This is a genomic window from Corynebacterium sp. 212_CJEI, from assembly GCF_001055915.1.
GTDB lineage: Bacteria > Actinomycetota > Actinomycetes > Mycobacteriales > Mycobacteriaceae > Corynebacterium > Corynebacterium jeikeium_D.
On sequence record NZ_JVPT01000048.1, the window covers coordinates 13,141 to 38,427 of the forward strand.

Consider the following 25,287-nt stretch of genomic DNA (forward strand, 5'->3'; position numbering starts at 1 on the left):
TTGGCTGCAGGTTCGTTGCAGGCTGACTACAGGTATTCACGCATTGGAATTAGTGCCTTCATTTATGGCCGACTCCGTGAAAATTGGCAGCAGAAAAGCCGCCAAATTGCCCGTTTCTGTGGACAATTTGGCGGCTGTGGATAACTAGCTGCGGACACCCAACTGTGGCTTCCTTACCCCTTGGCGCCGTCCTCAACAGCGAGACCGAACGGGATGCCCGTGTCCGACGGCCAGTATGTCTTGTCAGTCGAGAAGCTAATCGTTGCCTTTTCTCCGTCACTGTGGAGATTTGGGTTAATCACGACATGGTCAATAGTGCGTGTTTCAGATTCATTACTTCCTGCGAGCTTGGCTGTCACGTCAGTTGGCTGGTCAAGAACCAAAATCGCAAATTGTCGATCGTCGGAAATATGGGGGTTAGGATCCTCACGCTGCTGATAAGCGAGAACCTCGGCTCGATTCTGGAAAATCTTCACCGTGCCGGTCACCGTCTGCTGGCCACTGGCGCCATTGCTCGACCCCTGCGAACCCGTATCCGAAGCCCCGGACTGCGAACCCGAGCCCGAGTCCGAGTTCGAACCCGAGCCCTCAGCCTGCTGCCCCACCGTCGGGTTCGGGCCACCGTTGGCACCATCAGCGCCATCGGCACCAGAACCATCAGCACCATTCAAGCCCGAGCCAGAGCCCGGCGCGCAGTCATTACCAGCAGCAATGGCCTCGACAATATCCAGGTTGTCCGCTGGAATCCAGTTAAACTGTTCGAACTCCCCGGCACCCGGATTCGCAGGCGTTTCCACCAGCTCATTGCCCTGGCGCGTCACCAGCAAATCTTCCTGATCGCGCCCCATCCTCTCTGCAGAAAACGAGAACATACCCGGCTGACCAGTAGCTCGCTGAAGGGCGCGACGTACACCGCCCGTTGAAGTCACACCATTATGGTAGGAATTCTGAAACTGAATTTCCTGGCCATTTTCGTCGATGCCGTAGACACCAATCGCATCAATTTCGGCGCTCATCGCACTTGTGCCATAGTTCAGCACCAGCTCGGGCACGCACCCATCATCAAGATGCACGAGCGCATATTTCATCGCCCCACCAGGGCTAACTTCTCCGACAAAAGTCTGCAGTGGCGCTGGATTCGCCAGCACCTGCTTGTACACAACGACGGCCTTCTCCGCCTGCACCTGAGCCGGGGACTTCTCCTGTCCCTGCGCATCGCCATTTTCGCTTGACGACGATCCACTGGCCTCAGCAACCGCCGAACCGCCACTTCGGTCCCCGGAAATCTTGGCAATTAGGAACACGGCCATCGCAAGGATAATCAACACCAGCAGCACCAGGATCGTGATGAGCTGTTTGCGTGTTTTGTCGCCTGTGTTATTCGGGGGCATGGGCGTAGTCATACGAGGCGGAACTCCGTTCGAAAATTTATGAACTTTTAAGGTGAGTAAACACTATTAGAGCACGAAACCGGCGGATTTCCTGCTATCCGACGGTTTCTGCACTTTAGGGGTTAACCCCGCCCAGGCTCAGCCCAATCTCAGCAAGACTACTCGCCTTGGAAGAACTTCTCCCAGTTGTCCTCGCTGGTCAAAAATGGCACGGCGGCACGCCACTGCTTCGCCAGGTCGTCCCACTTGGAGGAAAGTTCGCGCATGAGGCTGATGGTCTCGGCACGCATGGACTTTTCCTTTTCCAGGTCGCGGACCAGGTGACGCACACCGTTCTGGGAAGCATCGGTGACCCAGACATCGTCAAAGGTGGAAATGTGCCACCAGAAGGAGTCCTCGAAGGCCACAGCCACCGGACCCGGGCGCTTCTTGCCCATCTGGGTGTACGCAAGCCGCTTTGCCATCGTCTTGTTTTCACTGGAGATTTCGTGTGACGGTGGGCGAACCGGAGTCAGACCACCCGGCATCTCGTGCATCGGCAGCAGCTCGGTCTCCGGGAAGTTCTTTCGACCAGCAGAAATGCGTGCGAAGTCGCCCTGCGATGCGTTCTTCAGCACCTCCGGGCCACGCAGCAGGTCACGAACAGCTTCCATCTGCGTCCAGGCCAGGCCGTAGCGCATAGAGACCAGGTTCGAGAGGATTCGTCGTGAAGCGACGTTGACCATGTCCTTTGCGGTGACATCGCCGTGCATGGTGGCGGCGATGAGGGAGTTGCGCAGGCCGAAGTACTGGGCGGCGTTTTCGATGTCCTTCCAGTAGAAATCGGCGTGCCAGACGGCGGCACCCGGAATGGTGTCAGTCGGGTAGCCGGCCTTGGCGGCGCGGAAGCCGTAGTCGATGTCGTCGTACTGGAAGAACAGCGGCAGCGCCAGGCCAATCTTCTTAATGACCTCGGACGGCACCAGGCAGGTCCACCAGGCGTTGTAGTCAACGCCCAGGCGACGCAGCTGGTGGTACTTGCGCACGTCCACGTCGGCGTAACCGAACTTGGGGTCGTTCTCCTCGACGGTCAGCGCCTTCCAGTTGTAGGTCTCGCCGGTGCGGAAGAGGCTGGTCGGGTTGAACAGGAAGAGCATCTGCGCGCCGAGCAGCATCGGCTTTTCCGCGCATACGGCCAGGGCGGATAGGCGCAGGGTGGTTTCGGGCTCGGGGCGGATGTCGTCGTCGGTAAGCAGAACCATGCAGTCGCCCGCAGCGGTGGCGTCGCGCATGCCGCGGGAGAAACCGCCGGCGCCGCCGAGGTTTGGCTGGTGGACAACGTTCAGGCGCTCGCCGAGGATCTCCTTGGCCTGGATGAAGTCGGCTTCGTCAGCCGGGTGCTGTTCGCCCTGGTCAACGACGCGGATGGTGCGAACGCGCTCAAGGGCTGGCAAATCCTCAGCCAGCGTAGCGACGGTTCGAGCACAGTCAACCGGTCGGTTATAAGAACAAATGACCAGGTCAGTCGGAATATCGCGCTTGATAGCCGACTTGGGCACAACATAGCGGACATCGGAAATCTTTGCGCCTGCGTCCTCGGTGTCGAAGCGCAGGTGAATGGCACCGCCATCGGCGAAGCGGTCCAGCGGGACGGTCAGGCGAACCTCTTCATTGGCAGAACCCGACATCGGCGAGTGCTCACCGGTCCAGTTGCCGTCGGCATCCGAGCCACCCGCTGCCCAGGAGTCCTCCAATCGGAGGTGGCCCCCAATATCCTCGGTGTAGGCCAGCACACGCGCGGAACCGACCACGCGCGCACGGATTTCGACCTGCTTAATTGAGGTCCAGCGCTGCCAGTAAGAAGCTCGGAAGCGCCCGAAGTAGGTGTCAGTGCGCACTACGGTGTGGCGACCGAGCGTGATCGAGTTACGGGTGGCCTGCACCGAGCTGTCGTAGGCGCCAACGCCTTCGACTCGGTAGTACAAATCCGGCTCCACCCAGTCTGCGGGCGGAGCAAACAGCACGCGCTGAATAGTCAGCATGTCAACATCGGTTTCGGCGGTCAGCTGAGTGGATTCCTTATTAGAAGCAGTCGAAGTCACGTCCCCCAGCGTATCGCGCTATTTCACACGGAAGATGAATACACGCTGAATGATGAAGTTAATTACCGTCGCAACGCCCTGTGCGACGACGAATGCGCCGAACTGTGCCCACTGCGCGTTCCAGTCCCAGGATTCGACGAGCCAGGGCTGCAACACGTTGAAGATGCCGACCTGGGTGGCGTAGGTAATCAGGTACAGCACCGCAACTGCCAGCACCTTCTTCGCCGAGGACTTCGACTTGAAGGTCCAGCGGCTGTTAATGATGTACGCCGTAATCGTGCCGAAAACCCAGCCGACCGTCTTGCCCCAGAAGTTGGTCGCCCCGAAGGCGTTGAGCATGATGAACGTCAGGCCGAAGTCCACCACCGCCGCGATGACGCCGGAGATGATAAAGCGCATCATCTGCACTTTCAGTCCGTGCTCGTCCTTGGTCTCCGTCGCCATTGGCACTGCGGCCGAGTCCTCTACGACAAAACCGTTTTCGTGGGAGCCGTTTCCGAGCTTGCCGTTGTCGCGGTTCGGGTTTTCATTTGCTGTTTCATTCGCTGACACGCCTAGGAATTCTAGGCCACCGGCCAGCTAACAAACAGCCAGCGCGAACATAAACAGGCAATAAAGAGGAGAAAAGAACTAACGCCGCAGCGCCTCACGCAGCAGATCCAGCCGCTCCACCGGCGAGAGCGCATCCTCCCCAGCTAGCCCCAACGCGCTCATCTCCGCCCAGCTAGCCGCCGCCAATTCCTCAACGTCCTCGCCGGATAGCGGGATGCCCTCGTCGCTCTCCCAGCCGAGGCGCTCCATGACATGCGCCGCCACATCATGCCGTAGCTCATCCGAGGTCAGCGCCGCCAAGCACAGCAGCTCCACCAATGCCGCATCGTGCCCGGCTGGGTCTTTCTCGGCGTCCTCTATAGGCAATGCGCGCAATCGCTTAACGACGCTCTCCCCCGCCTCCCCGGTCAATTCCAGCGCGGTTGCTTCCGACCTCTGCAGGTCCAGAGCCTGTAACAGGGGCACGAATTCAAACACCCCCGACCTCTCGATGATGTCCACGATATCGGCACGAGCGGTGGCCAGCGTATTTTGAATAGAGTCCCGTCCGGTCAATTCCCTATTGATTGCGGCAATATCTACCGGCTCCTCCGCGTCCACATCCCCCAGTGCGCGGATTGAACCCGAGCCACCGATGCACAGGGCATCCGGGGTGGCCTCATCGCGGGCAAAAGCTTCTCTGACCTGCAAGGTATGTTCCCACAGGCCCCACTGCCAGATAAGGGTATCGCCGGGACTTTGCAGCACCTCGGCAACTGTGGTGGACAGGGGAACATCGACGACTCCGACCGCTGCGGGTCTGCCGCCAGTCACCAGCTGCGCCGCAGACTCCACCGCAGAGCCGGGCAAATGGAACTTCGTCGGCACGCTTTCCTCGCCCCACCCAAAGATGACTGCTAACACGCGGGACAGGCTTCGCAGATCCATCTGGTCATTGACCCCGAAGACGCGGTGGGCACTGCACGGTTCTTCCTCTAAAGAGGCACCGATAATGAGCGTGGCCGGTTCCGTGGCCACGCGAACGCCTGGGAAGGCGACTACGTTATCGGTCTGTGCTGCCATACCTCACAGCGTACGCAGGAAAAACAATGTGGCCTGGATGGCAAAAACTCGCTACAATGCGCGCGTTTTTACCAGCGGAATCTGGCGCGGCTCCGCACCCCACGGCTCTACCAAGTACTTGCGACGCAGGCGCTGCGACTCCACCGCGGTCCACTGCGCCACCAGCTCTTCTACCCCGCGGGCAAGCCCCAGCACCGGCCCTGCGACTTCTTCGCCTACATGCGGAAAATCAATAACCTCTACGTCGTTGACCTTGGGGAACCGCGGCTCCGTCAGATTTCCCTTGCCGGGCTTGGCCTTCTCTTCCTTCGCGGCAGCACGCAGCTGTCCGATGTGGTCACGAATGCCGGCCACGGATGCCGTCAGGTCAATCACCGTGGCCCCTGCCTGTTCAATCGCATGCGATAGCAGGTCCGCCCCCTCAGCGCTCTCTGCACTCTCTGCCGCAGCGTCACCGTCACCATCGCCCGCGGTCACAGACGCAACAAAGCAACCGGTGAGCAGATTGGTGGCGGTCTCCAGGGCTCCGTCGTCAAGCGGATCCACCAGCCATGCACCCGACAACCTCTCGCCTGCAAAGGACGGCGAGAGCTCCACATGCCAAATGACAACGGGCGATGTGGAACTACATACGGCAAGGGTCTGCGGAGCAGCAGCAGGCGTGGAAGTCATGAGGTTGATGGTATCGCGAGTGACGGATCCCACGCGGGGTAGCCTTTATCGCATGTTCGACTTTTTCAAAAAGAAGCCGCGTGAAACCATCAACATGGCCGCCGAGTACACCAACACCCCGCTGTCGAACCAGATGGTCATGCTGTTCGCCGAGGAACTGCCCATCCTCGACAGCAAGGAACGCGCACAGGTCTACCGCGCACTCGAGGCATACGACGGCCCGCAGATCACCTCGCAGGAAATGCTGCCGGAAGAGATCCGAAAAATTATGGATCTATAGCCTCTCCGTACATTTCGCTTGCTTTCCGACGGCCCGTGCGCGGCCTCAAGCGTGACCAACACCTCGGAGCGTCACGGGCGACGGAGCCGGTGCAAAGGGGTAGCCTAGCCTTGATGTCCACTAACACTAACGGCAAGTCCAGCACCGATGCTTCGAACGGTGCCTACGGAGCCGTACACACAGAAGCCAGGACCCTGACCGGTTGGGGTCGTACCGCCCCCGCTAAGTCCCAGGTGCTGTCGACGCCGGACTTGGATGAAATCGTTAACGCCGTCAAGGCTGTCGCAGACCAGAACTCCGACAAGCCTGCCCACCTGCGCCGCGGTGTAATTGCCCGCGGTATGGGCCGCTCTTACGGCGACCCCGCCCAGAACTCGGGCGGTCTGGTCATCGACATGCAGAAGCTCAACAAGATCCACTCCATTGACCAGGAGTCGGCGATTGTTGATGTCGACGGCGGTGTCACGCTGGACCAGCTGATGAAGGCCGCACTGCCCTACGGCCTGTGGGTGCCGGTGCTGCCGGGAACTCGCCAGGTCACTATCGGTGGTGCCATTGGTCCGGATATTCACGGTAAGAACCACCACTCCGCAGGTTCCTTCGGCAACCACGTGCTGTCGATGGAGCTGCTGGTCGCTGACGGCCGTATCCTGCACCTTGAGCCGGAGGGCTCTGCAGACGACCCGGACGGCAAGCTGTTCTGGGCAACCGTCGGCGGCATGGGCCTGACCGGCATTATTGTCCGCGCTCGGATCAAGATGACCAAGACCGAGACAGCCTACTTCATCGCCGACGGCGACATGACCCACACTCTGGACGAGACCATCGAGTTCCACTCCGATGGCTCCGAGGAGAACTTCACCTACTCTTCCGCGTGGTTCGACGCCATCTCACCGGAGCCGAAGCTGGGACGCGCCGCAATTTCCCGCGGTTCGCTGGCAACCTTGGCTCAGCTGGAGGAATACGCCCCGAAGCTGGCCAAAGATCCGCTGAAGTTCAACGCTCCGCAGCTGGTGACTGTGCCGGATATCTTCCCGTCCTTCACCATGAACAAGCTGACCATGATCAGCATTGGTGAGCTGTGGTGGCTGAAGTCCGGTACCTACCGCAACCAGGTGCAAAACCTCACGCAGTTCTACCAGCCGCTGGATCTCATCGGCGAGTGGAACCGCGGATATGGTTCCAAGGGCTTCCTGCAGTACCAGTTCGTTGTTCCGCGCGAGGCCGTCGAGCCGTTCAAGGAGATTGTCCGCGATATCCAGCGCTCCGGCCACTACTCGGCACTGAACGTATTCAAGCTGTTCGGCGAGGGTAACCGCGCTCCGCTGTCCTACCCGATGCCGGGTTGGAACGTCTGCGTGGACTTCCCGATCAAACCGGGTCTCGGCGCCTTCCTCGATGATTTGGATAAGCGCGTCATGGAGTTCGGCGGCCGCCTCTACCTGGCCAAGGAGTCACGCACTTCCGCCGCTAACTTCCACCAGATGTACCCCGAGATGCAGAGCTGGCTGGACACCCGCAATGAGATTGACCCACACGGTGTCTTCGCCTCTGACATGTCTCGTCGACTGGAACTGCACTAAGACAACCGAGAGGATTTAAGCCCCAATGATTAATGCTGTAGGCGCTGCCCAGTCCATCCTGCTGCTCGGCGGCACTAGTGAAATCGGTCTGGCCATTACCGCCGAGTTCCTGAAGAAGGGCCCGGCCAAGGTCATCCTGGCTTCCCTGCCGAACGATCCGCTGCGCGAGGCCTCCGCTGAAAAGATGAAGGCCGCCGGCGCTTCCGAGGTGGTCACCCTCGACTTCGACGCAACGGACTTCGACTCCCACCCGGAGGTCGTCGATAAGGCATTTGCCGACGGCGACGTGGACATCTGCATCGTCGCGTTCGGCATGCTTGGCGACGCCGAGGAGCTCTGGCAGAACCAGCGCAAGGCCGTCCTGGCTGCGAACATCAACTACACCGGCGCGATGTCGATGGGTGTTCTGGTTGGTCAGAAGTTCAAGGCGCAGGGTCATGGCCAGTTCATTGCCATGTCCTCCGTCGCTGGTGAACGCGTGCGCCGCTCCAACTTTGTCTACGGTTCCACTAAGGCCGGCCTGGATGGTTTCTACCTGAACCTGGGCGAGGCCCTGGAGGAGTACGGCGTCAAGACCCTGGTTATCCGCCCTGGTCAGGTCCGTACCCGTATGTCCGCTGACGTGGACGAGGCCCCGCTGACTGTGAACAAGGAAGATGTCGCCAAGCTCGCGGTGAAGTCCGTCGAGGCCGGTAAGACACTGGTCTGGGCTCCGCCGGCATTCCAGCTGGTGATGATGGTGCTGAAGCACATTCCGCGCCCGATCTTCAAGAAGCTGCCGATTTAAGAGCGGGTTTCGAAGGACTCGATAGAACTCAGCGGGGCTTGACGGGCTGACGTACCCACCTTTAGCTCCGCCGTTCGTCGGAGTCCGGTTCCTGTGCAAAACTTGAGGGCATGGTAGACAAGCAGGCCGAAACCTCGAGCGCTGACACCACGGGTGCCGACAACACTAGCGCCAACACAACGGGCGCACGATCCTACAGTGAGCTGGTTGACGAAGATCGCTACGAAATCTTCAACGATGACCAGCTCTCCCTCAAGGCTGCTCTGACCTACCTGTTCGCAGCGCTTGTGGGCGGTTCGGTTATCGCTCTAGCGTCCTGGTTTGTGTTCCACCGCCTGTCGCTGCCGGCCTTTGGCGGCTCGCAGCTGACCAGGGCAGTCGCAACAGCGCTGATTGTCATCACGCTGACGCTCACCACCGTCCTGCTGTATTTCTTCGCCACCAAGGGCAAAGATAATCGCCCCCGGTGGCTAACGTGGTTGACGTATCTGATGGCTTACATGTCACCGGCCATTTTGGTGGTCTCTGCCGTCGGCCTACCGATGGGCTCGACCAGGCTGTGGTTGGACGGTCTGTCCGTCGACCAGGAGTTCCGCACTGAATACCTCACCAGGATGGCCTCGGAGCCTGGCCTGCATGACATGTCGTACATCGACATCCCGTCTTTCTACCCCGCTGGTTGGTTTTTCCTGGGCGGACGCCTGGCCAATATCCTGGGCATTGCCGGCTGGGAGGTCTTCCAGCCCTGGGCATTGATTACACTCGCTGCCGCTGGCTGTGTTTTGGTCCCGGTGTGGCAACGCCTGAGTGGCTCCCTGCCCGTGGCCACTGGCATTGCGCTGACAACCACGGCGGTCGCCCTGGCGACTGTCGCCGATGAGCCCTACGCCGCAGTCGTTGCTATGGGTCTTCCGGCGATGACCGTGATGGCCTGGCGCGGTCTCACCGGCGCTTGGTCCGCCATGTTTGGCGTGCTCGTCTTCCTGGGTATTTCTGCGACTTTCTACACTCTTTACACTGCCGTAGGCGCGCTTATTGTGGTCGTGTTGGCCGTGGTCGCGTGGACGTCGTCAAGCTCTTGGATGCCCGTAGTGCGCCTGATCATTATGGGCGTGGGATCGATGCTGATTGCGGCGACGGTGTGGGGGCCGTACATGCTGGCGGTTGCGACGGGGGCACCGCGCTCGGGCGCGACAGCGACGCACTACCTGCCCCCGGAGGGCGCGCAGCTGCCTTTGCCGATGCTCGCCGCCAGCGTAATCGGTGTGCTGTGTTTCATCGGTGTCGTGCGCATGCTGGTCAGCGCCACGGAGCCGGATGCCCGCGCGCTCGGCCTGGGCACGCTGGTGCTCTATGGCTGGGTAGTGGCCTCGATGGTGGCGACGCTGCTCGGACGCACGCTGCTGGGGTTCCGCCTCACCGCACCGATTACGTTCATGCTGATCGCGGCTGGTGTGGTCGCGCTTGCCGACGCCCGTCTCAACGGCATCGAGAAGTATTGGCCGCAGGCGGCACCAGCTCACATTGCCAAGCGTGTCTCCGCGGTAATGGCGGCAGTCTTGCTGCTGGCGGGCATTGGCTACGCGCAGTCGATTCCGAATAAGTTGCATGGTGCCATCGACTTGGCGCATACCGACACCGACGGTAACGGCGAGCGCGCGGACCGCTTCCCACCGAATGCCGGGGCGTGGTACTCAGCGGTGGACCAAACGCTGAAGGAGGCCGGGCTCGATCCGGCCCAGACAGTGGTGCTGACGGATGAGAAGAATTTCCAAGCACTCTATCCCTGGTACGGATTCCAGGCGCTGACCAGCCACTACGCTAACCCTCTGGGTGAGTTCGACCGCCGTAATCAGGCATTGGAGGAATGGTCGGAGATTCGCGACCCCGATGAGCTCGTGCAGGCCATGGATGAAACGCCGTGGCGCGGACCGGATGCCATTGTGCTGCGGGGCGAGGTTGAGACACCTGATGGCGAGGATGCCGCTCCACTGACGTTGGACATCGCGGATGATATCTATCCGAACAATCCGAATGTGGTCTTCCGGAGCCTGAATTTTGCCCGCTCTGCATTTGAGAAGCACTGGGAGCTAAACCAGGTCGGCCCGTTCGTAGTGGCGGTTCGCAAGTAGGTATTGGCAAGTAGGTATTGGGCGGCTATCCCCTGCTATAAACGTGATTCCTGTTACTAATGTGGAAACTGTGATGTAACTTTCGCGTTGCAAACTCAAAGAAAAACGCCAATTACCGTAGTATCTTTCCTTGTGACTGCCGAAACTAAAGAAATCAAAGAAAGTGTCGACGGCTCACCCGAAGTGACCATCGACCGCGTGGAGAGACCGCCTATGGACGGCCCCTCTCCTACGACACTGACTCGTTGGACAGCGATTATCGCTGGAATCGTCGGTTTCATTTGCTTTGTCATCACACCGTTCCTCCCGGTCGTGAATACTCAGTCCTCCGTGTCTTGGCCTCAGCGCGACACACTGAACTCAGTGGATGCACCGCTTATGGCGCAGGCACCGTTGGATCTGAGCGTCGATCTGCCTCTGTCCCTGACGGATGAACTTTCCGACAAGCGGACAACCCTGTTGTCGACTATCCCCCCGACCGCGGATAAGCCGACCAAACGGGGTCTGATGGTGCGTTCGGGCAAGGACGGCCTCGACGTCATTCTGCGCGACAGCGTGGTGATGAGCCTGGATAAGAAGGAGCTTGCCGCAAACAAGGGCAGGATCCTGGAAATCCGTTCCACCGAGCACAAAACCACCGTCAACATCGACGGCGCCAAGAACTCAGATGGTGAGAAGCTCACCGCCACCACACAGGGCGATTACCGTCCGCAGGTCACCGGTATCTACACTGACCTGCCCGCTGACGGCGACGCGGCCAAGGCCGTAGCCGATGGACTCGATGTCCACATGAACATCGACTCCCGCTACACCTCACATCCGACAGTGGTGAAGTACATCGTCATGTACTTGGGTCTGCTTCTGACACTGGCGTCCCTGGTCGCGCTGGCTCGCATTGACCGTATCGACGGTTCCTCCTTCACTCCGCTGTTCAAGCGCGGTGCGTTGAAGCCGACTCCGCTGGACATCCTGGTCGGCACGATTTTGGTTGTTTGGCACTTCATCGGTGGCAACACCTCCGATGACGGTTACATCTTCACCATGGCGCGCGTCTCCGACGAGTCGGGCTACATGGCGAACTACTACCGTTGGTTCGGCGCGCCTGAGTCACCGTTCGGCAGCCCTTACTACGACCTGCTGTCGCTGATGGTGAAGGTGTCCACCTCGTCACTGTGGATGCGACTACCGGCGCTGCTGTCCGCACTGCTGGTGTGGTTCATTATTTCCCGAATGGTTATCCCACGCCTCGGCGAGAAGATTGCCCAGCGCCGGGTGGCCTACTGGTCTGCTGCTGGTGTGCTATTGGCCTTCTGGCTGCCGTACAGCAACGGACTGCGCCCGGAGCCGGTCATTGCTCTGGGATCCCTGCTGACCTGGGTATTCATTGAGCGCGCAATTCTGACTCGACGCCTGCTGCCAGCTGCAGTCGCAGTGGTTATCGCCACGCTGGCACTGGGCTCGGGCCCAACGGGCCTAATGGCAGTTGCTGCCCTGCTCGCAGGCATCCCGATGCTGGTGCGCATTGTCGTTGAGCGCCATAAGGCTCTCGGTGGTGGTTGGCAGGCCCCACTGATGCAGATTGCGCCGTTCCTGGCTGCGGGCACCGCAATCTTGGTCGGTGTCTTCGGCGACCAGACTTTGGCCACGGTCCGCGAGTCCATTCGCGTCCGCAGCATCATCGGCCCGTCGGAGCCTTGGTACAACGAGTACGTCCGCTACTACTGGCTGGTGCTGCAGTCGGTCGACGGCGCCTTCCCGCGTCGTTTCCCAGTTCTGATTGCACTGGCGTGCTTGACCATCACGATTGCCGCGCTGCTTCGTCACCGCACCGTTCCGGGGGCCCTGGCCGGCCCGTCGGCACGCCTGGTGTTCATGTTCATCGGCACCATGTTCTTCCTGACCTTCACGCCGACAAAGTGGACGCACCACTTCGGCGTGTACGCGGGCATCGCGGCTTCCCTGGCAGCACTTGCCGCTATGGCCATTAGCCATTGGGTAGCAGGTAACCCGCGCAACCAGCTGTTCTTTGCCGGTGGTATCACCTTCATCCTCGCTTTCTCGCTGATGGGCATTAACGGCTGGTGGTATGTGTCGTCCTACGGTGTGCCGTGGTTCGACAAGACTATTCAGTTGCGCGGCCACCAGCTGGGTTCAGCAGTATTGGCTCTAGCCTTGCTACTGCTGCTGGCTGGTGCCGTAATGAACTTCGTCCAGGAGTTCCGCACCAAGCCGAAGTCGCAGGAAAAGTCGGCACGCGCGCGCCGCATCAATGCAGTTGCATCGTCCCCGATTGCAGTGACGACGCTGCTGGTGACGATGTTCATGGTGGCTTCACTGGGCAAGGGCGCAGTATCGCAGTACCCGGCATACTCGGTCGCCGCTGGTAATATCCGCTCCTTGGCTGGTCAGACATGTAATATGGCGAGCGATGTGCTGATGGAAACCGATCCGAACGATGGCTTCCTGAATACCGTCGATGGCAAGCCGCTAGCGGAATCGTTGCGCGGTGGCGGCAAGAACCGTGGCTTCGACCCGAACGGCGTCCCGTCAAATATGAAGGCCGAAGCTGTGGACACCAGCCAGAGCCAGGCAAGTACTGCCGACACTGATGATCAATCTACTGATCCGGAAGCCACAGTTGAGGGCGGTTCCGCGTCGGGCACCGACGGCGGCAAGCGCGCCGACAAGGGTGTCAACGGCTCGCAGGTCGAGCTGCCATTTGGCTTGGATCCGGATAAGGTGCCGGTGCTTGGCTCCTACTCCGAGGACATTCAGCGTCCTGCAAGCCTGGAAACTTCCTGGTTCCAGCTGCCTGAGATTGACGAGGACCACCCGCTACTCGTCGTATCGGCGGCTGGCCGTATCTTCCACCACGACATCAACGGTGTGGCTCAGCAGGGTCGCAAGCTGGTGGCACAGTACGGTCGCAAGGGCGGCGACGAGGATGGCTTCGAGGTCCTCTCCGAGTCGGAGCCGATTGATATCGGCCCTGCTCCGACCTGGCGTAACCTGCGCTTCCTGACCGAGGAGATCCCAGAGGGAGCGACCGCTGTGCGACTGGTCGCGGAGGACAATGACGTCTCCGAGGATCAGTGGCTGGCACTGACCCCGCCGCGCCTGGCCGAGCTGCAGTCGATGACTGATGTCATTTCGCCGGAAACTGCGACTATCCCGGACTGGCCGGTTGCCTTCCAGTTCCCGTGCCAGCGTCCGTTCGACCACTACGCAGGTGTCGCAGAGCTTCCGGAGTACCGCATCACTCCGGACCGTGGCCTGAAGGTCGTCGGTCCAGATGTCTGGCAGTCGGTCGATGGCGGTGGTCCGCTCGGATTCTCCGACGCTGTGAATGAGGCTACGTCCGTACCGACTTACCTCAAGAACGACTGGCGCCGCGACTGGGGTTCCGTCGAGAAGCTCTCGCCGCGTCCGAATAAGGACAAGGTCAAGCCGGATGTCGCCGAAATTGAGTATGAAGATATCACTCGCTCGGGTCTATACTCGCCCGGGAAGATGATTGTGAAGGATCCCTAGGCGAAAGAGCCTCGGTGCCTCCTTCACCTAAGGAGACCGAGTGACTGCACAAACCCGTTCCATCGTTGTCGCCGCAATGGTTGTGACTGACCCGGTGGGGCGGGTTTTGTGCGTTCGTAAGCGGGGCACGGATACGTTCATGCTGCCCGGCGGCAAGTTCGAGCCGGGTGAGTCCGTCGATCACCCGGAGGTCACCGCCGCGCGCGAAGTCTCCGAGGAGCTCGGCGTGGACATCGAGCTATCGCAGCTGCGTCCGTGGAATATCGCCCGTGCGGCCGCCGCCAACGAGGCGGGCTTCGAGGTCGTCGGCCACCATGTGCGCTATGTCGGCGAGTTCACCGATGAGCTGGCGAACGTTCAGCCCCACGCCGAAATTGAAGAGGTCCGCTGGCTCGACCCCTGGCTACCGACCGGGAAAATCGCCCCTATGCTGGTCGAAACCACTCTGCCGAAGCTCCGCGAAGAGCTGCCCCAGCTTGCCGCTGGCCGTGAGCAGCCACAGCGCGCACTGTCGTCACTGACTGTCTTCTGCGGCTCCGGCTTCGGCAACGATCCCGCCTGGCGCGTCACCGCCGAACGCCTCGGCCAGACACTCGCGGAAAATCGGGTGGAGCTCGTCTACGGGGGCGCGGCGATTGGTCTTATGGGCACGGTTGCTAACGCGTCGCTTGACGACGGCGGCAGTGTCACCGGTGTCATCCCCGAGGTCCTGGTCAAGAAGGAAATTGCCCATCCGCGGCTGACTCACCTGGAAACTGTTGCGACTATGGCCGACCGCAAGTCGCGCATGTATGAGCTTGGCGATGCTTTTGTTGCGCTCCCCGGCGGCGCGGGCACGCTGGAGGAGTTCTTCGAAGTGTGGACCCAGCAGCACCTGGGGATTCATGCCAAGCCAGTGGCGTTGCTGGGTCCTTCGGGCTTTTGGGAGCCGCTGTTGGCTCTGCTCCGCAACGTTGTGGATGCGGGTTTTGTGCGGCCGGAGCTTCTCGATGCGCTTATTGTCGTCGACGACGTCGACAAGCTCCTGCCTGCGTTGCTTGCGTGGCGTGCGGGGCGGACGAAGTTTTAGCCCGACCCCAGACCCCACAACATCCTGCTAGTGAGCAGCAGCCAGCTGCTGCAGCTCAGTTTCGGTGCCGTTGAAGACGTCCTCGTCCACGTTGGTCGGGATGCCATCGACGCGGCCGGTGGAGGAACGCTGCCAGAAGGCCATACTCTCCCAACCGCCCGGCAGTGAGGTCGGAGCGCTGTCTTCGTAGGCGGCGAGCCACAGCGGGTAGTCGGTGAAGTCGGTCGAGTTACCCATCGGGTTCTGCCAGAACCAACGGTAGGTGTAAATCATCGGGGTTTCGCCGGTCTTTTCCTCTACGCGCTCGAGGAAGTCCTTGGTCCACTTCTGCAGCTGGGTCGGGTTGAGGCCATTATCCAGCTCGATGTCCAGCACCGGCGGCAGTGTCTTGTCTGTGGAGATTTGCTCATCGCGCTGCTGCAGTGCTTCTACGTACTGGTCAGCCTGCGCAATTGCGGAGCGATCCGGATGTGCCTTGTGGTAGCTGCCCACATACAGACCGGCCTTCGCTGCGGCGATGGAGTCCTCGAGGAAGTACTTCTGGTCACCTTCGACACCGTCGGTGGCCTTGATGAAAGCGAACTTCTGGCCGCTGGCTGCGACCTCGTCCCATTTCAGCGCGACGCCACCCGGGCGCTGCCACTTGGAGACGTCCACGCCGGTCGGCCCCATGTGGAAGCCGGTGCGCGCCGAGTTAGACGATGCATTCTCGGTGGATTGAGACTCAGCGCTCGACTCAGAGTTAGTGGACGAACCGTTGGCATCAGAGCCCTGCGACTCCTGAACAGTCAAAAAGTCGAGCGACCCCTTGGAATCAGCAGCGGACTGGTTGGAGTGTGCAGATGCGTCCTGTGTTTGTGCGTCTGCCGGTGCAATAACACCCAAGGTCAGCGGCGCAACGGCCACGATACTTGCCAAAGTGGCGCGTCCCGGGCGTCGCTTCAACACCGCGTTCGCGGAAAGTGGAAGAAATTTCATGGTTTGCACCTTACCCCCTAAACCACTTCAGCCCCATTCGTAAGCCTAAACTTATTCCACCCCTCCAGTCACAGCTTCAATCCGCCCTTGCCCCTAGACTGGCGGCATGACAAATAGCACTAATACTGAGACCCAGTCCGCAACGTCCCAATTCTCAACAACTCCTCGCCCGCAGGACGACCTCTACTTGGCCACCAACGGTGGGTGGATTAGCAATCACGTCATCCCGGCTGACCGCCCCATCGATGGCGCCTTTTACAAGCTGCGGGATGAGGCGGAGGAAAACGTCCGCGAGCTCATCACCACTGCCGCCGATGCGGATCCGAATTCCCGCGTCGCTCGCTTGTACAACTCTTTTATGGACGAAGCCGCTATTAATAACGCCGGCGCAGCTCCTCTCGCGCAGGATCTAGAAATGATTGCCTCCGCCGAGAACGCGCATGAGCTGGCGTTGGCGCTCGGCCGCCTCGACCGCCTCGGTGTCGGTGGTGCGCTCGGGTACTGGGTAGAGAAGGATTCCGGCTCGGACCTGGATGCTCTCTATCTGTTGCAGTCGGGCCTCGGCCTCCCGGATGAGGCTTACTACCGCGAGCCTGGTCACGCCGACACCCTCGCTGCCTATGAGCAGCATGTTGCCGCTATGTTGAAGCTTCTCTCCTCGCATGACGACGGCGCGGGGAACCTCTCCACCGCGCTTGCTGCATTCGAGTTGGTGGACCCGGCCGCTGCGGCGGCGCGCATCGTGGCTTTTGAAAAGCGTATTGCCGCTGGTCACTGGAATGTGGTCGATACCCGCGATGCACTGAAGACCTATAACAAGACGGCCATTTCTGACCTCCCCACCGGCTTCCCGGTCGCGGAGTGGCTCGCGGCCACCGGTGTCAATGAGACGAACCAGACTGCCATCGACACCATCGTGGTGATGATGCCGTCGTACTTCGAGCACTTGAGCAAGTTGTGGCAGGACACTGACCTGGCAGATCTGCGCCTGTGGGCACTGTGGCGCGTCCTCCACCAGCGCGCCGCCTACCTGTCGGATGACTTCTCTGCGGAGAGCTTTAACTTCTACGGCCGCACCCTGCAGGGTTCGACCGAGCAGCGTGCACGCTGGAAGCGTGGTGTTGCCTTTGCGGACGGGGCGGTTGGACATGACGTCGGCAAGCTGTATGCGGAAAAGCACTTCCCTCCGGAGTACAAGGAGCAGGTCCTGGAACTGGTGGACTACCTGCTGGCGGCGTACCGGGAGCGAATTTCGAAGCTGCCGTGGATGACGAAGGCGACACAGGAGCGGGCGCTGGAGAAGCTGTCGCTGTTTAAGGCCAAGATTGGCTACCCGGAGCGTTGGCGTGATTACTCGGCGATGGAGCTCGGGGATTCACTGATGGACAATGCTCGCGCTGCCAGCGCTTTTGCGCATGATTATGAGGTGGCAAAGCTGGGAACCCCGGCCAATCGTGATGAGTGGCATGGCACTCCGCAGACGGTCAATGCCTTCTACAATCCGGTGGTCAATGACATCACGTTCCCGGCTGCGATTTTGCAGTCGCCGTTCTTCTCACCGGACGCTTCCCCGGCGGAGAACTTCGGTGGCATCGGTGCGGTTATTGGTCACGAGATTGGTCATGGTTTTGATGACCAGGGCTCGCAGTATGACGGTCACGGCAACCTTCACCAGTGGTGGACCGATGAGGATCGCGCAGCTTTTGAGAACCTGACCGCCGCACTGGTGGATCAGTACGAGGGACTGGTGCCGCAGGCTCTGCGCGAGCAGGCAGAGGAAGGCGCTGACCTGCCCGGTGTCAACGGTCGCTTCACCCTGGGCGAGAACATCGGTGACTTGGGCGGGCTCGGCATTGCCGTCGTCGCTTTCCGTCGTTTCCTCGCTGCCCGCGGTGAAGAACTTGGACTGGAGGACGCCCCAGAGACCTACCGTGACCTGTTCAAGCAGTGGGCACTGGTCTGGCGTTCTAAGATTCGCCCGGAGTTTGCACGCCAGCTGCTTGCGATTGACCCGCACTCACCAGCGGAGTTCCGCTGCAACGTCATTGCCAGCAACATCGATGAGTTCCATGAGGCCTTCGGCACTTCAGCGGGCGACGGCATGTGGCGTGAGCCGAATGAGCGCGTGAATATCTGGTAATTCTGCGGGAACCCAACCTGCGCTGCGTTCCCCTCCGGCGCCTTCGGGGCCTCCGATGCCCTCCGACACCCTCCGGGAAAGCCAACGCCTCACCGTTTACTACAAATGCAAAAGCTGACTTTTTGTTTTTGCAAACATGGAACTAAAATCACAGGTGAGGCGCACGCTTTCCCGATGATCAAGTCGGGCAGGGCCACAATCAAGCGAGGTTCCTGTTACAAGTGCGCTTGCTAAGTGCTCTTGTTGGAGGAGGCCGCTGTGGACAGTCGCGACATCCAGGCACTCACCGCCGTCAAACTCTATTACGGCGAGGGGCTCACACAGTCTCAGGTTGCAACCGAACTCGGGGTTTCCCGTCCAACGGTCTCTAAACTGCTCAACCTTGGCCGTGAGCGCGGTTACGTGCGCATTGAGATCCATGATCCGCGCGAGGAAGCCTCAGAGACCGCTACGCAGATGCGGGATCGCTACAAGTTGAACGATGTGCGCCTGGCGCAACCGGCACGCGCTGGCAATGCAGTCTTGCTCCGCGAGTTGGGGCGCGTGGGCGCCGAGCTTCTCGACGAGCTGGTGGTCGACGGTACCCTTCTCGGTGTTTCGTGGGGTAAGACCATGTACTCCGTATCCACGCAGCTGAAGTCCAAGGATGTCTCAGGCGTGGAAATTGTGCAGCTCAAGGGAGGAATGAGCCACTCCGATAAGTCCACGAACGACATCCGCACTATTGGCGCTTTCTGCCACGCTTTCCACGCCTACGCCCGAACACTGCCGCTGCCGGTGATTTTCGATTCGGTCGAGACCAAGCGCATCGTGGAACAGGATCGGTTCATTGCCAGCGTTTTGGCTCTTGGCCGGACGGTGGACATTGCCGTTTTCACCGTCGGCGCCGTCGACCATGATTCGCTGGCCTTGAACTTGGGACAGCTGTCGGCAACCGAAAAGGACTTGCTCGTGGAGCGCGCAGTGGGCGATGCCTGCTCACGCTTCTACCGCGCTGACGGTGGCATTGCGCTGCCAGAGGTCGATGCCCGCACGGTAGGTATCAGCCTCTCTGACCTGCGCCGGATCCCCACTCGGGTACTTGTGGCCGGTGGCGCACACAAGGCCGCGGCCATCGACGTGGCCCTTCGAACAAATTTGGCTACTCACCTGGTCATCGACGATGCCACCGCTGAACGCCTGCTTGCGCTGGACTCACCGGCTGCACCGGCTTCACCGAGCTCACCGGGCTCCCCCGATAGCTCCACCCCTCTTACTGCCACGGAATAACCGTCCCGGAACGCATCAGTACAAAGAACTGACACCCGGGCCCGAGAAGCGTCTTTGTCCTCTTCGACCGATAGACTTAAGCGAGCGCACATGTCCGCATATATGTTGCAGCCGCTGTCCGGTCGGAGAGGACGATTCTTTAGGTGTCACCAGCACAGCAAATCAAGCACACACTCCAGGCCTACGAGTCGGCGGACGCATCATTTGCCCAGTCCGCGAAGAAGTTGCCACCCGTGGGGTGGAAAGGAGCGCTCTACGCCCTCAAGCGTGCGGGTATCGAATTTTTCTTGGAGCTCGGTTTCGACGCTGCCGCGAAGTTGACCTACTACACGGTGTTGACCTTCGCGCCCGCACTGCTTGCGATTTATTCGATTGCCACGCTGATGCTGGCCGGCTATACAGAAGACCTCAACCGACTGACCGAAGATTTCATCCGCAGCTACATTCCGGCTGAGTATGCCGAACCGATCCGCAACGTCATTTCAACGATTATCGGCTCCGCCACGGGCGGTCTTGTCGCACTGACTATCGGTATTGTCTTTGCACTGATTTCGTCCTCGGCCTACACGCGCGCTTTTTCGCGCACGGCTAACTCCATCTATGGCGTTTCCGAAGGTCGCACGCTAATTCGCTACCACCTGCTCATGGTCGCCATTACGCTGCTGCTGTTGATCGGCACTGTGGTGCTACTTATTGCGATTATTGTCAATGACCAGCTAGTTATCACCATTGTCGAACCGGTTGCCCGCCCATTGGGTATTGAATCGACCACGCGACAGGTCATTGACTTCTGCATCTCCGTCTGGAGTTGGCTGCGCTGGCCGGTGATTATCGTCATGTCGATGATTCTGATTGGCTCGCTGTACTACTTCACGCCGAACGTGCGCATGCGCAAATTCCGCTGGCTCAGCACAGGTTCGGCACTGGCAATTATTAGCTCGCTGATCATCGGCAAGGCACTCCAGCTGTACTTATTCAACTTTGCGGCTTCGAATCCCTATGGCGCCATGGGTGCGGTTATCGCGCTGATGACCGCACTCTGGAGCATTAATGTGGTCGTGGTCTTCGGCTTCAAACTGGATGCCGAGGTTGAGCGGATGCGCCAACTGCACGCCGGCCTGCCAGCTGAGCGCTACATCCAGCTGCCACCTCGAGCCACTACTGCCGCCGAGGGCGAGCAGCAGATTCACCGCAATCTCGAAAACCAGGCGCACCAATTTTGGGAAGCCGCGCGGGATGAGAGTAGTAGCGCTGACGCTAGCCCTAAAAGGGCTAATTTCGAGGAGGCCTGAAGTTTCGGTTTGAACGGTCCGCAGACTACAACATCTGGAGGCCATAACCGCGGAAAGGCATACAACTTCTGATTTTCATGTTTGAGCGCGAGCACACCCCAGGCAGCATAAGCGTGGGACTGCTCCCGAGCCACGCGCAATCGAGCTCGTCTACACAATTGAAATGACGAACACTTAGGCTGTTCCTTCACTCAACGAAGGGACTAGCAGGCAACCAATCAGGTAAGGCTGGGGGTCTCTCTACACCATTTACTACTGAGAAAATCGTGTATTTGAACAAGTGCATCGAACACCGTGCTCGCAATCTCCCCCCCCGGGGTAGACTGAGCATTCCTCGTAAGAAATCGTACTCTTGATATCCACCTAAAGCGTCAATTTAGGCAATCAGTTGCAACACGCCGTAGTTCAATTTAGCCACAATTGGCGTATAGCAAACTACTCATGGTGCGACGAAACTTCCACGCTAAGAAGACTAGTCCGCACAGAAGGAAGGCTAGGTAGATGGCTCCAGCTAATGCTAGGGAGACCATTAATGATAGCCCCTCAATCGCGAATCTGGCCGGCACATCAAGAATCATTACATGAACCATCGAGCCGCCCAGTGCGAATACAGCTGCAATTCCAAGGCTCACACATATAAACAAAAATGGTAAACCGGCAAATCTTACCAAGTACAGTACGGGGGCTGGAAACCCAACTTTGTTAAGTCGATCGGCTGTAATCACGACTTGATCTACAGCCATTAGGAATGACGTGAGTGACAATATTCCTACGAAAAATAGAGGTAGCCCTAGCATGACTAGGAAATCCCAGTTCTGGATTCCGCCGCCCGCTTGTTTCATCGCGTAAGCCTCAGTGTGTGAAACCGAGAGAACAATAGCTGGAATGCCCAATACGTAAGCCAATGGCAAGACGATTGACTTGGTCGCAGTATGGAGTTCTGCGGAGAAAGCACCTAGCGCAGCTGCCCCTGGAAAGGAACCAGCCAATCGGGCAAGAGCTCTCTCGATTGCTCTGATGATGTGCAGAATAAATCGACTACACAGCCAAAACAACGCGGATAACATAGCTAAAATCACAAATAGTCCTGCCTGAGCACCGGATTGGACCGCTATTACAAGGAAAATCATTGACAGCGCAGCGACTAAGTCTCCCCACTGCAGTTTATTGGCTCCATCAATCGAAACTCGCACTGGTTTCGCTCCTGCACTCTGAGCCTTCTGCTTCAGGGCGTATCCCATGAACACGACAATGCCACTGATGATGACGCTTATGCTGATTATGAATGTGGCCATCAGAATTGAGTTCAGCGATATGGGTTCGAAATACTGACCGGGATATAGAAGGTCATCGGAGTCTCGACGCGATATCAGCATCACTACCTGTTGAAAAAGTACCGCTACAGGATAGGATATTGCGATAGCCAAGGCCTCAATCGATAAAAGCTGTAAGACAAGCAGAAGAAAGTAACGTCGAGCAGGCCATCCCACAACTTGTAGGCAGCTAATAAAATAATCGAGTTTGGTAAACGCTCGACTCACAATCTGCGGAATACAGAAAATCGAAGCTATTGCCCAAGATATGGAAACATTAGTAGCCAGATTCACGGTGACTGCCTCACCTACTGCTGTGCCTTCCGTCGCTTGTCGGGTGTTAAGAACGGCCGCCAGTATGCCGATAGTAAAACCGATAGCTAAAGCAGCGGCAATGTTTGGGCCGATTGATGCTCGTAGATACGATGCCGCGATTTTGAGTGTGATTGATTCTTCACGAGTGCGCTTAGCCATTGATTGTCCCGCCGTCTAAACGAACAATACGATCACATAGCTTTGCAATGGATGAATCATGAGTCACGACGAGCCCGTGTCCGTCATGCGAACGACACCATGTTGTGATTTGGTCAAAAGCACGATGCGCGTTCTGTTCGTCCAAGCTTCCCGTCGGTTCGTCTGCCAACAATAGTTTCGGGCCGCTAGCCAGAGCTCGAGCAATTGCTGCACGTTGTGCTTGCCCGCCCGAAACTGCTTCGGGTAAAGAGTCTCTTTCGTTTCCAATACCCAAGTTATCTAATACGATATTTGGTGATATCTCTTTCGGATTACCCGCTAAGGACCAAGTCAGCTCCACGTTTTCCAGCAAACTTAACCCTGGAATTAGGAGATGATATTGGAAAATTATTGATACAGATTCCCTTAAGTGCTTACGCACTTTTCGTTTTGGCACACCTGATATTTGAACCCCATCAAGTTCACTCCGACCTTCGGATAAGCGTCTGATACCACCCAATCCATGCAATAAAGTGGTTTTTCCCGCCCCCGACGGCCCCATAAGAGCCACCACTTCGCCATTTGCAATCGAAAAGTCCACATCGCGGAATAGCCACTCTCCCCCCCCATCTCCCTTCTTGAACCGATATCCTGCTCCAATAACTTCGAACATGTGTCAGCCCTTCGCTATAGAAATAAAACTCCGCAAAAATACAGCCCTAATAGAGTCCTTTAGACAATCCACAAGAAAACCCAATTAGGAGCTCTCACACGCACTCTATAAGACCATGGATTTAATGCCGTCGCATCAGCAACCTATATGCCATTGGATTTCTACACGACTCTCAAACATTCCTTTAGAGCAGCTATAGCGCAATCACACCCACAATTGCAGCGTTGAGCAGGTTGGTGCACAGACCCGCGATTAGCGCCAGTGGACCGTTCTTGGCAATCTCACCGCGGCGCTCCGGCGATAGCGCACCGAAGGAACCGATCTGAATCGCAATGGACGACAGGTTAGCGAAGCCGGCCAGGGCGAAGGTCGCCAGCATGATGGACTTCGGATCCAGCGAGTCGACGTGCTCAGAGAACGAGGTGTAGCCGACGAACTCGTTCAGAATCGTCTTCTCGCCAATAAAGCTACCGACCAGCCCTGCGTTCTCCCACGGCACACCAATCAGCCATGCAATTGGCGCAAAGATCAGGCCGAACAGTCCTTCCAGAGACCAGTTATCCTGACCGAACCAGCCGCCAATGCCGCCGATCATCGCCGACAGCATCGCAATCACAGCGATGAACGCAATCAACAGACATGCCACAACCACAGCGATACGACCGCCGGCCAGCGCACCCGATCCAAGCGCATCAATGACGTTCTTCGACTCGGTATCGCGGACATCCTTCACCGACGCATCCAGATCGGATTCCTCTGTCTCCGGCCAGAAAGTCTTCGCAATCAGCAGCGAGCCCGGCGCGTTCATCACCGATGCCGCCAGCAGGTACTCCAGCGGCGCACCGAGCAGGGAGTACCCGATCAAGGTCGATCCGGCCACCGACGCAAAACCGCCCGACATACATGCGAACAGCTCCGACTTGGTCAGTTTCGGAATATACGGCTTAACGACGAGCGGAGCCTCCGACTGCCCGAGGAAAATCACCGTGGAAGCGAAGACGGACTCCACCTTCGAGGTACCCATAATGAACTTCAGTGCGGAACCGACATATTCAACGAAGTACTGCACTACCCGCAGGTAGTAGAGGGCACCGAGGACTGCGCCCAGGAAGATGATCACTGGCAGCACGTTGAGCACGAAGACGAAGTTTTTACCCGTGTCGTCGAAAAGATTACCGAAGACAAACGAGGTGCCCTCATTTGTAAAATCGATCATCTTCTCAATGGCGCCGGCGACGCTCTTCAGCGCATTAAAACCAGGTTCCCACTTCAGCACTACCAGCGCGAATACCGCTTGCAGCAGCAGGCCAACGCCGAGTGTGCGCCAGTTAATGGCTTTCCTGTTCTTTGAGATAGCAATGGCAAATCCGATGACGAGGATGATGCCCAGTAAGCCTTGCAGTCTATCCATGACTAAGGTCTTCTTTCTTGATAAAAGAGGCTGTGGTGATGATGCCTACAGGTCCTCGGGACCAAAGGCGTAAGGGAGAATTTTTTCGAAGTCAATGCTGGCCGGAGCGCCTAAACCACCATTTTCCGGGCGCTCGGACTCCACTATGACGCGCTTGCACCCAAATTCGTGCAGGACCTGCCGACAGGCGCCACAGGGGTGGCACGGTGCCGCCTTTCGTCCGACGATGGCGCAGGCCGCAATCTTATGGTTGCCGCCGTGCTCCGCGACCATGCGGAATACGGCTGTGCGCTCTGCGCAGTTGGTCAACCCATAGGACGCATTTTCCACGTTGCAGCCTGTGACCACCGTGCCGTCGTCAAGCAGAAGTGCGGCACCGACCGGAAAACCTGAATAGGGGACGTACGAGTTTTCTGTGGCTGCGTAGGCCTTAGCCAGCAGTTCTTCGTCTGAGATGTGGGACATTGGGCCCTCCCTCCCCGAGCTTGTTCGAGGTATTTATGCAAACATACTTATGTGGGTACAAATGGAAAGTTAACTATTGACATTTGTTCTAATGCTGATGATAATCGGAATCAGCAGAGTTCACAAGACCAATATCGCTAAGCACAATCGCCT

19 protein-coding genes are annotated in these 25,287 nt (G+C 58.6%); 9 read left to right on the plus strand and 10 right to left on the minus strand.

Annotated features, from left to right (window positions below; genetic code table 11):
- Positions 1-173: 173 nt before the first annotated feature.
- The 5 genes from ADB02_RS04605 to ADB02_RS04625 form a co-directional block, all read right to left on the minus strand.
- Positions 174-1,403, minus strand: coding sequence for a hypothetical protein (locus tag ADB02_RS04605; RefSeq protein WP_049189779.1), 1,230 nt, complete (start codon positions 1,401-1,403; stop codon positions 174-176).
- A gap of 146 nt (positions 1,404-1,549) precedes the next feature.
- A complete protein-coding gene (locus tag ADB02_RS04610; RefSeq protein WP_049189780.1) occupies positions 1,550-3,472 on the minus strand; it encodes a glycosyltransferase in 1,923 nt (640 codons plus the stop codon).
- An 18-nt stretch (positions 3,473-3,490) separates the two neighbouring features.
- Complete coding sequence (locus ADB02_RS04615) at positions 3,491-4,024, minus strand: GtrA family protein (protein WP_053087276.1); 534 nt, start codon at positions 4,022-4,024, stop codon at positions 3,491-3,493.
- Between the two features lie 78 nt (positions 4,025-4,102).
- Positions 4,103-5,086: a hypothetical protein gene (locus ADB02_RS04620; protein ID WP_049189781.1), complete on the minus strand. Its 984-nt coding sequence runs from the start codon at positions 5,084-5,086 to the stop codon at positions 4,103-4,105.
- Between the two features lie 51 nt (positions 5,087-5,137).
- Positions 5,138-5,791 carry a hypothetical protein gene (locus ADB02_RS04625; RefSeq protein ID WP_049189782.1) on the minus strand — a complete coding sequence of 218 codons (654 nt, stop codon included), beginning with the start codon at positions 5,789-5,791 and terminating at the stop codon, positions 5,138-5,140.
- 19 nt (positions 5,792-5,810) lie between these two features.
- On the opposite strand from ADB02_RS04625, the gene ADB02_RS04630 reads away from it, so the two are divergent.
- The 6 genes from ADB02_RS04630 to ADB02_RS04655 all read left to right on the plus strand — a co-directional run bounded on the left by ADB02_RS04630 (position 5,811) and on the right by ADB02_RS04655 (position 15,140).
- On the plus strand, positions 5,811-6,038 hold the full coding sequence (locus ADB02_RS04630) for a hypothetical protein (protein ID WP_005510976.1): 228 nt from the start codon (positions 5,811-5,813) through the stop codon (positions 6,036-6,038).
- 113 nt (positions 6,039-6,151) lie between these two features.
- A complete protein-coding gene (locus tag ADB02_RS04635; RefSeq protein WP_016421825.1) occupies positions 6,152-7,621 on the plus strand; it encodes an FAD-binding oxidoreductase in 1,470 nt (489 codons plus the stop codon).
- 25 nt (positions 7,622-7,646) lie between these two features.
- The gene (locus ADB02_RS04640) at positions 7,647-8,408 is read left to right on the plus strand and encodes a decaprenylphospho-beta-D-erythro-pentofuranosid-2-ulose 2-reductase (protein WP_049189783.1); all 762 of its coding nucleotides are present in this window, start codon (positions 7,647-7,649) and stop codon (positions 8,406-8,408) included.
- Between the two features lie 110 nt (positions 8,409-8,518).
- Positions 8,519-10,540 carry a galactan 5-O-arabinofuranosyltransferase gene (locus ADB02_RS04645; RefSeq protein ID WP_049189784.1) on the plus strand — a complete coding sequence of 674 codons (2,022 nt, stop codon included), beginning with the start codon at positions 8,519-8,521 and terminating at the stop codon, positions 10,538-10,540.
- Positions 10,541-10,672: 132 nt separating this feature from the next.
- Positions 10,673-14,071, plus strand: a complete 3,399-nt coding sequence (locus ADB02_RS04650; RefSeq protein ID WP_049189785.1) for an arabinosyltransferase domain-containing protein — start codon at positions 10,673-10,675, stop codon at positions 14,069-14,071.
- Between the two features lie 40 nt (positions 14,072-14,111).
- Positions 14,112-15,140: a TIGR00730 family Rossman fold protein gene (locus tag ADB02_RS04655; protein WP_049189786.1), complete on the plus strand. Its 1,029-nt coding sequence runs from the start codon at positions 14,112-14,114 to the stop codon at positions 15,138-15,140.
- Positions 15,141-15,167: 27 nt separating this feature from the next.
- Here ADB02_RS04655 and ADB02_RS04660 read toward each other — a convergent pair whose 3' ends face one another.
- Positions 15,168-16,118: a glycoside hydrolase family 25 protein gene (locus tag ADB02_RS04660; protein ID WP_049189787.1), complete on the minus strand. Its 951-nt coding sequence runs from the start codon at positions 16,116-16,118 to the stop codon at positions 15,168-15,170.
- 106 nt (positions 16,119-16,224) lie between these two features.
- Between ADB02_RS04660 and ADB02_RS04665 the strand changes: the two genes are divergently transcribed.
- The 3 genes from ADB02_RS04665 to ADB02_RS04675 all read left to right on the plus strand — a co-directional run bounded on the left by ADB02_RS04665 (position 16,225) and on the right by ADB02_RS04675 (position 20,819).
- A complete protein-coding gene (locus tag ADB02_RS04665; RefSeq protein WP_049189788.1) occupies positions 16,225-18,258 on the plus strand; it encodes a M13 family metallopeptidase in 2,034 nt (677 codons plus the stop codon).
- A gap of 258 nt (positions 18,259-18,516) precedes the next feature.
- Positions 18,517-19,527, plus strand: coding sequence for a sugar-binding transcriptional regulator (locus ADB02_RS04670; RefSeq protein ID WP_049189854.1), 1,011 nt, complete (start codon positions 18,517-18,519; stop codon positions 19,525-19,527).
- Positions 19,528-19,670: 143 nt separating this feature from the next.
- Positions 19,671-20,819, plus strand: a complete 1,149-nt coding sequence (locus ADB02_RS04675; protein WP_224784067.1) for a YihY/virulence factor BrkB family protein — start codon at positions 19,671-19,673, stop codon at positions 20,817-20,819.
- Between the two features lie 410 nt (positions 20,820-21,229).
- Here ADB02_RS04675 and ADB02_RS04680 read toward each other — a convergent pair whose 3' ends face one another.
- From ADB02_RS04680 to ADB02_RS04695, 4 genes are all read right to left on the minus strand, one after another.
- Positions 21,230-22,606: a hypothetical protein gene (locus tag ADB02_RS04680; RefSeq protein WP_049189789.1), complete on the minus strand. Its 1,377-nt coding sequence runs from the start codon at positions 22,604-22,606 to the stop codon at positions 21,230-21,232.
- Complete coding sequence (locus ADB02_RS11270; protein WP_080969574.1) at positions 22,599-23,258, minus strand: ABC transporter ATP-binding protein; 660 nt, start codon at positions 23,256-23,258, stop codon at positions 22,599-22,601. The genes ADB02_RS04680 and ADB02_RS11270 overlap by 8 nt, the downstream gene beginning before the upstream one ends.
- 193 nt (positions 23,259-23,451) lie before the next feature.
- Positions 23,452-24,669, minus strand: a complete 1,218-nt coding sequence (locus ADB02_RS04690) for a NupC/NupG family nucleoside CNT transporter (RefSeq protein ID WP_049189791.1) — start codon at positions 24,667-24,669, stop codon at positions 23,452-23,454.
- A 45-nt stretch (positions 24,670-24,714) separates the two neighbouring features.
- Entirely contained in the window at positions 24,715-25,134 is a 420-nt protein-coding gene (locus ADB02_RS04695; RefSeq protein WP_049189792.1) for a cytidine deaminase, read from the minus strand.
- Between the last annotated feature and the right edge of the window lie 153 nt (positions 25,135-25,287).

Bases quoted from the DNA above. Each gene is read 5' to 3' on its own strand.
- ADB02_RS04605 (WP_049189779.1), bottom strand. From the start codon at position 1,403: ATGACTACGCCCATGCCCCCGAATAACACAGGCGACAAAACACGCAAA.
- ADB02_RS04620 (WP_049189781.1), bottom strand. From the start codon at position 5,086: ATGGCAGCACAGACCGATAACGTAGTCGCCTTCCCAGGCGTTCGCGTG.
- ADB02_RS04630 (WP_005510976.1), top strand. From the start codon at position 5,811: ATGTTCGACTTTTTCAAAAAGAAGCCGCGTGAAACCATCAACATGGCC.
- ADB02_RS04635 (WP_016421825.1), top strand. From the start codon at position 6,152: ATGTCCACTAACACTAACGGCAAGTCCAGCACCGATGCTTCGAACGGT.
- ADB02_RS04640 (WP_049189783.1), top strand. From the start codon at position 7,647: ATGATTAATGCTGTAGGCGCTGCCCAGTCCATCCTGCTGCTCGGCGGC.
- ADB02_RS04645 (WP_049189784.1), top strand. From the start codon at position 8,519: ATGGTAGACAAGCAGGCCGAAACCTCGAGCGCTGACACCACGGGTGCC.
- ADB02_RS04660 (WP_049189787.1), bottom strand. From the start codon at position 16,118: ATGAAATTTCTTCCACTTTCCGCGAACGCGGTGTTGAAGCGACGCCCG.
- ADB02_RS04665 (WP_049189788.1), top strand. From the start codon at position 16,225: ATGACAAATAGCACTAATACTGAGACCCAGTCCGCAACGTCCCAATTC.
- ADB02_RS04680 (WP_049189789.1), bottom strand. From the start codon at position 22,606: ATGGCTAAGCGCACTCGTGAAGAATCAATCACACTCAAAATCGCGGCA.
- ADB02_RS11270 (WP_080969574.1), bottom strand. From the start codon at position 23,258: ATGTTCGAAGTTATTGGAGCAGGATATCGGTTCAAGAAGGGAGATGGG.
- ADB02_RS04690 (WP_049189791.1), bottom strand. From the start codon at position 24,669: ATGGATAGACTGCAAGGCTTACTGGGCATCATCCTCGTCATCGGATTT.
- ADB02_RS04695 (WP_049189792.1), bottom strand. From the start codon at position 25,134: ATGTCCCACATCTCAGACGAAGAACTGCTGGCTAAGGCCTACGCAGCC.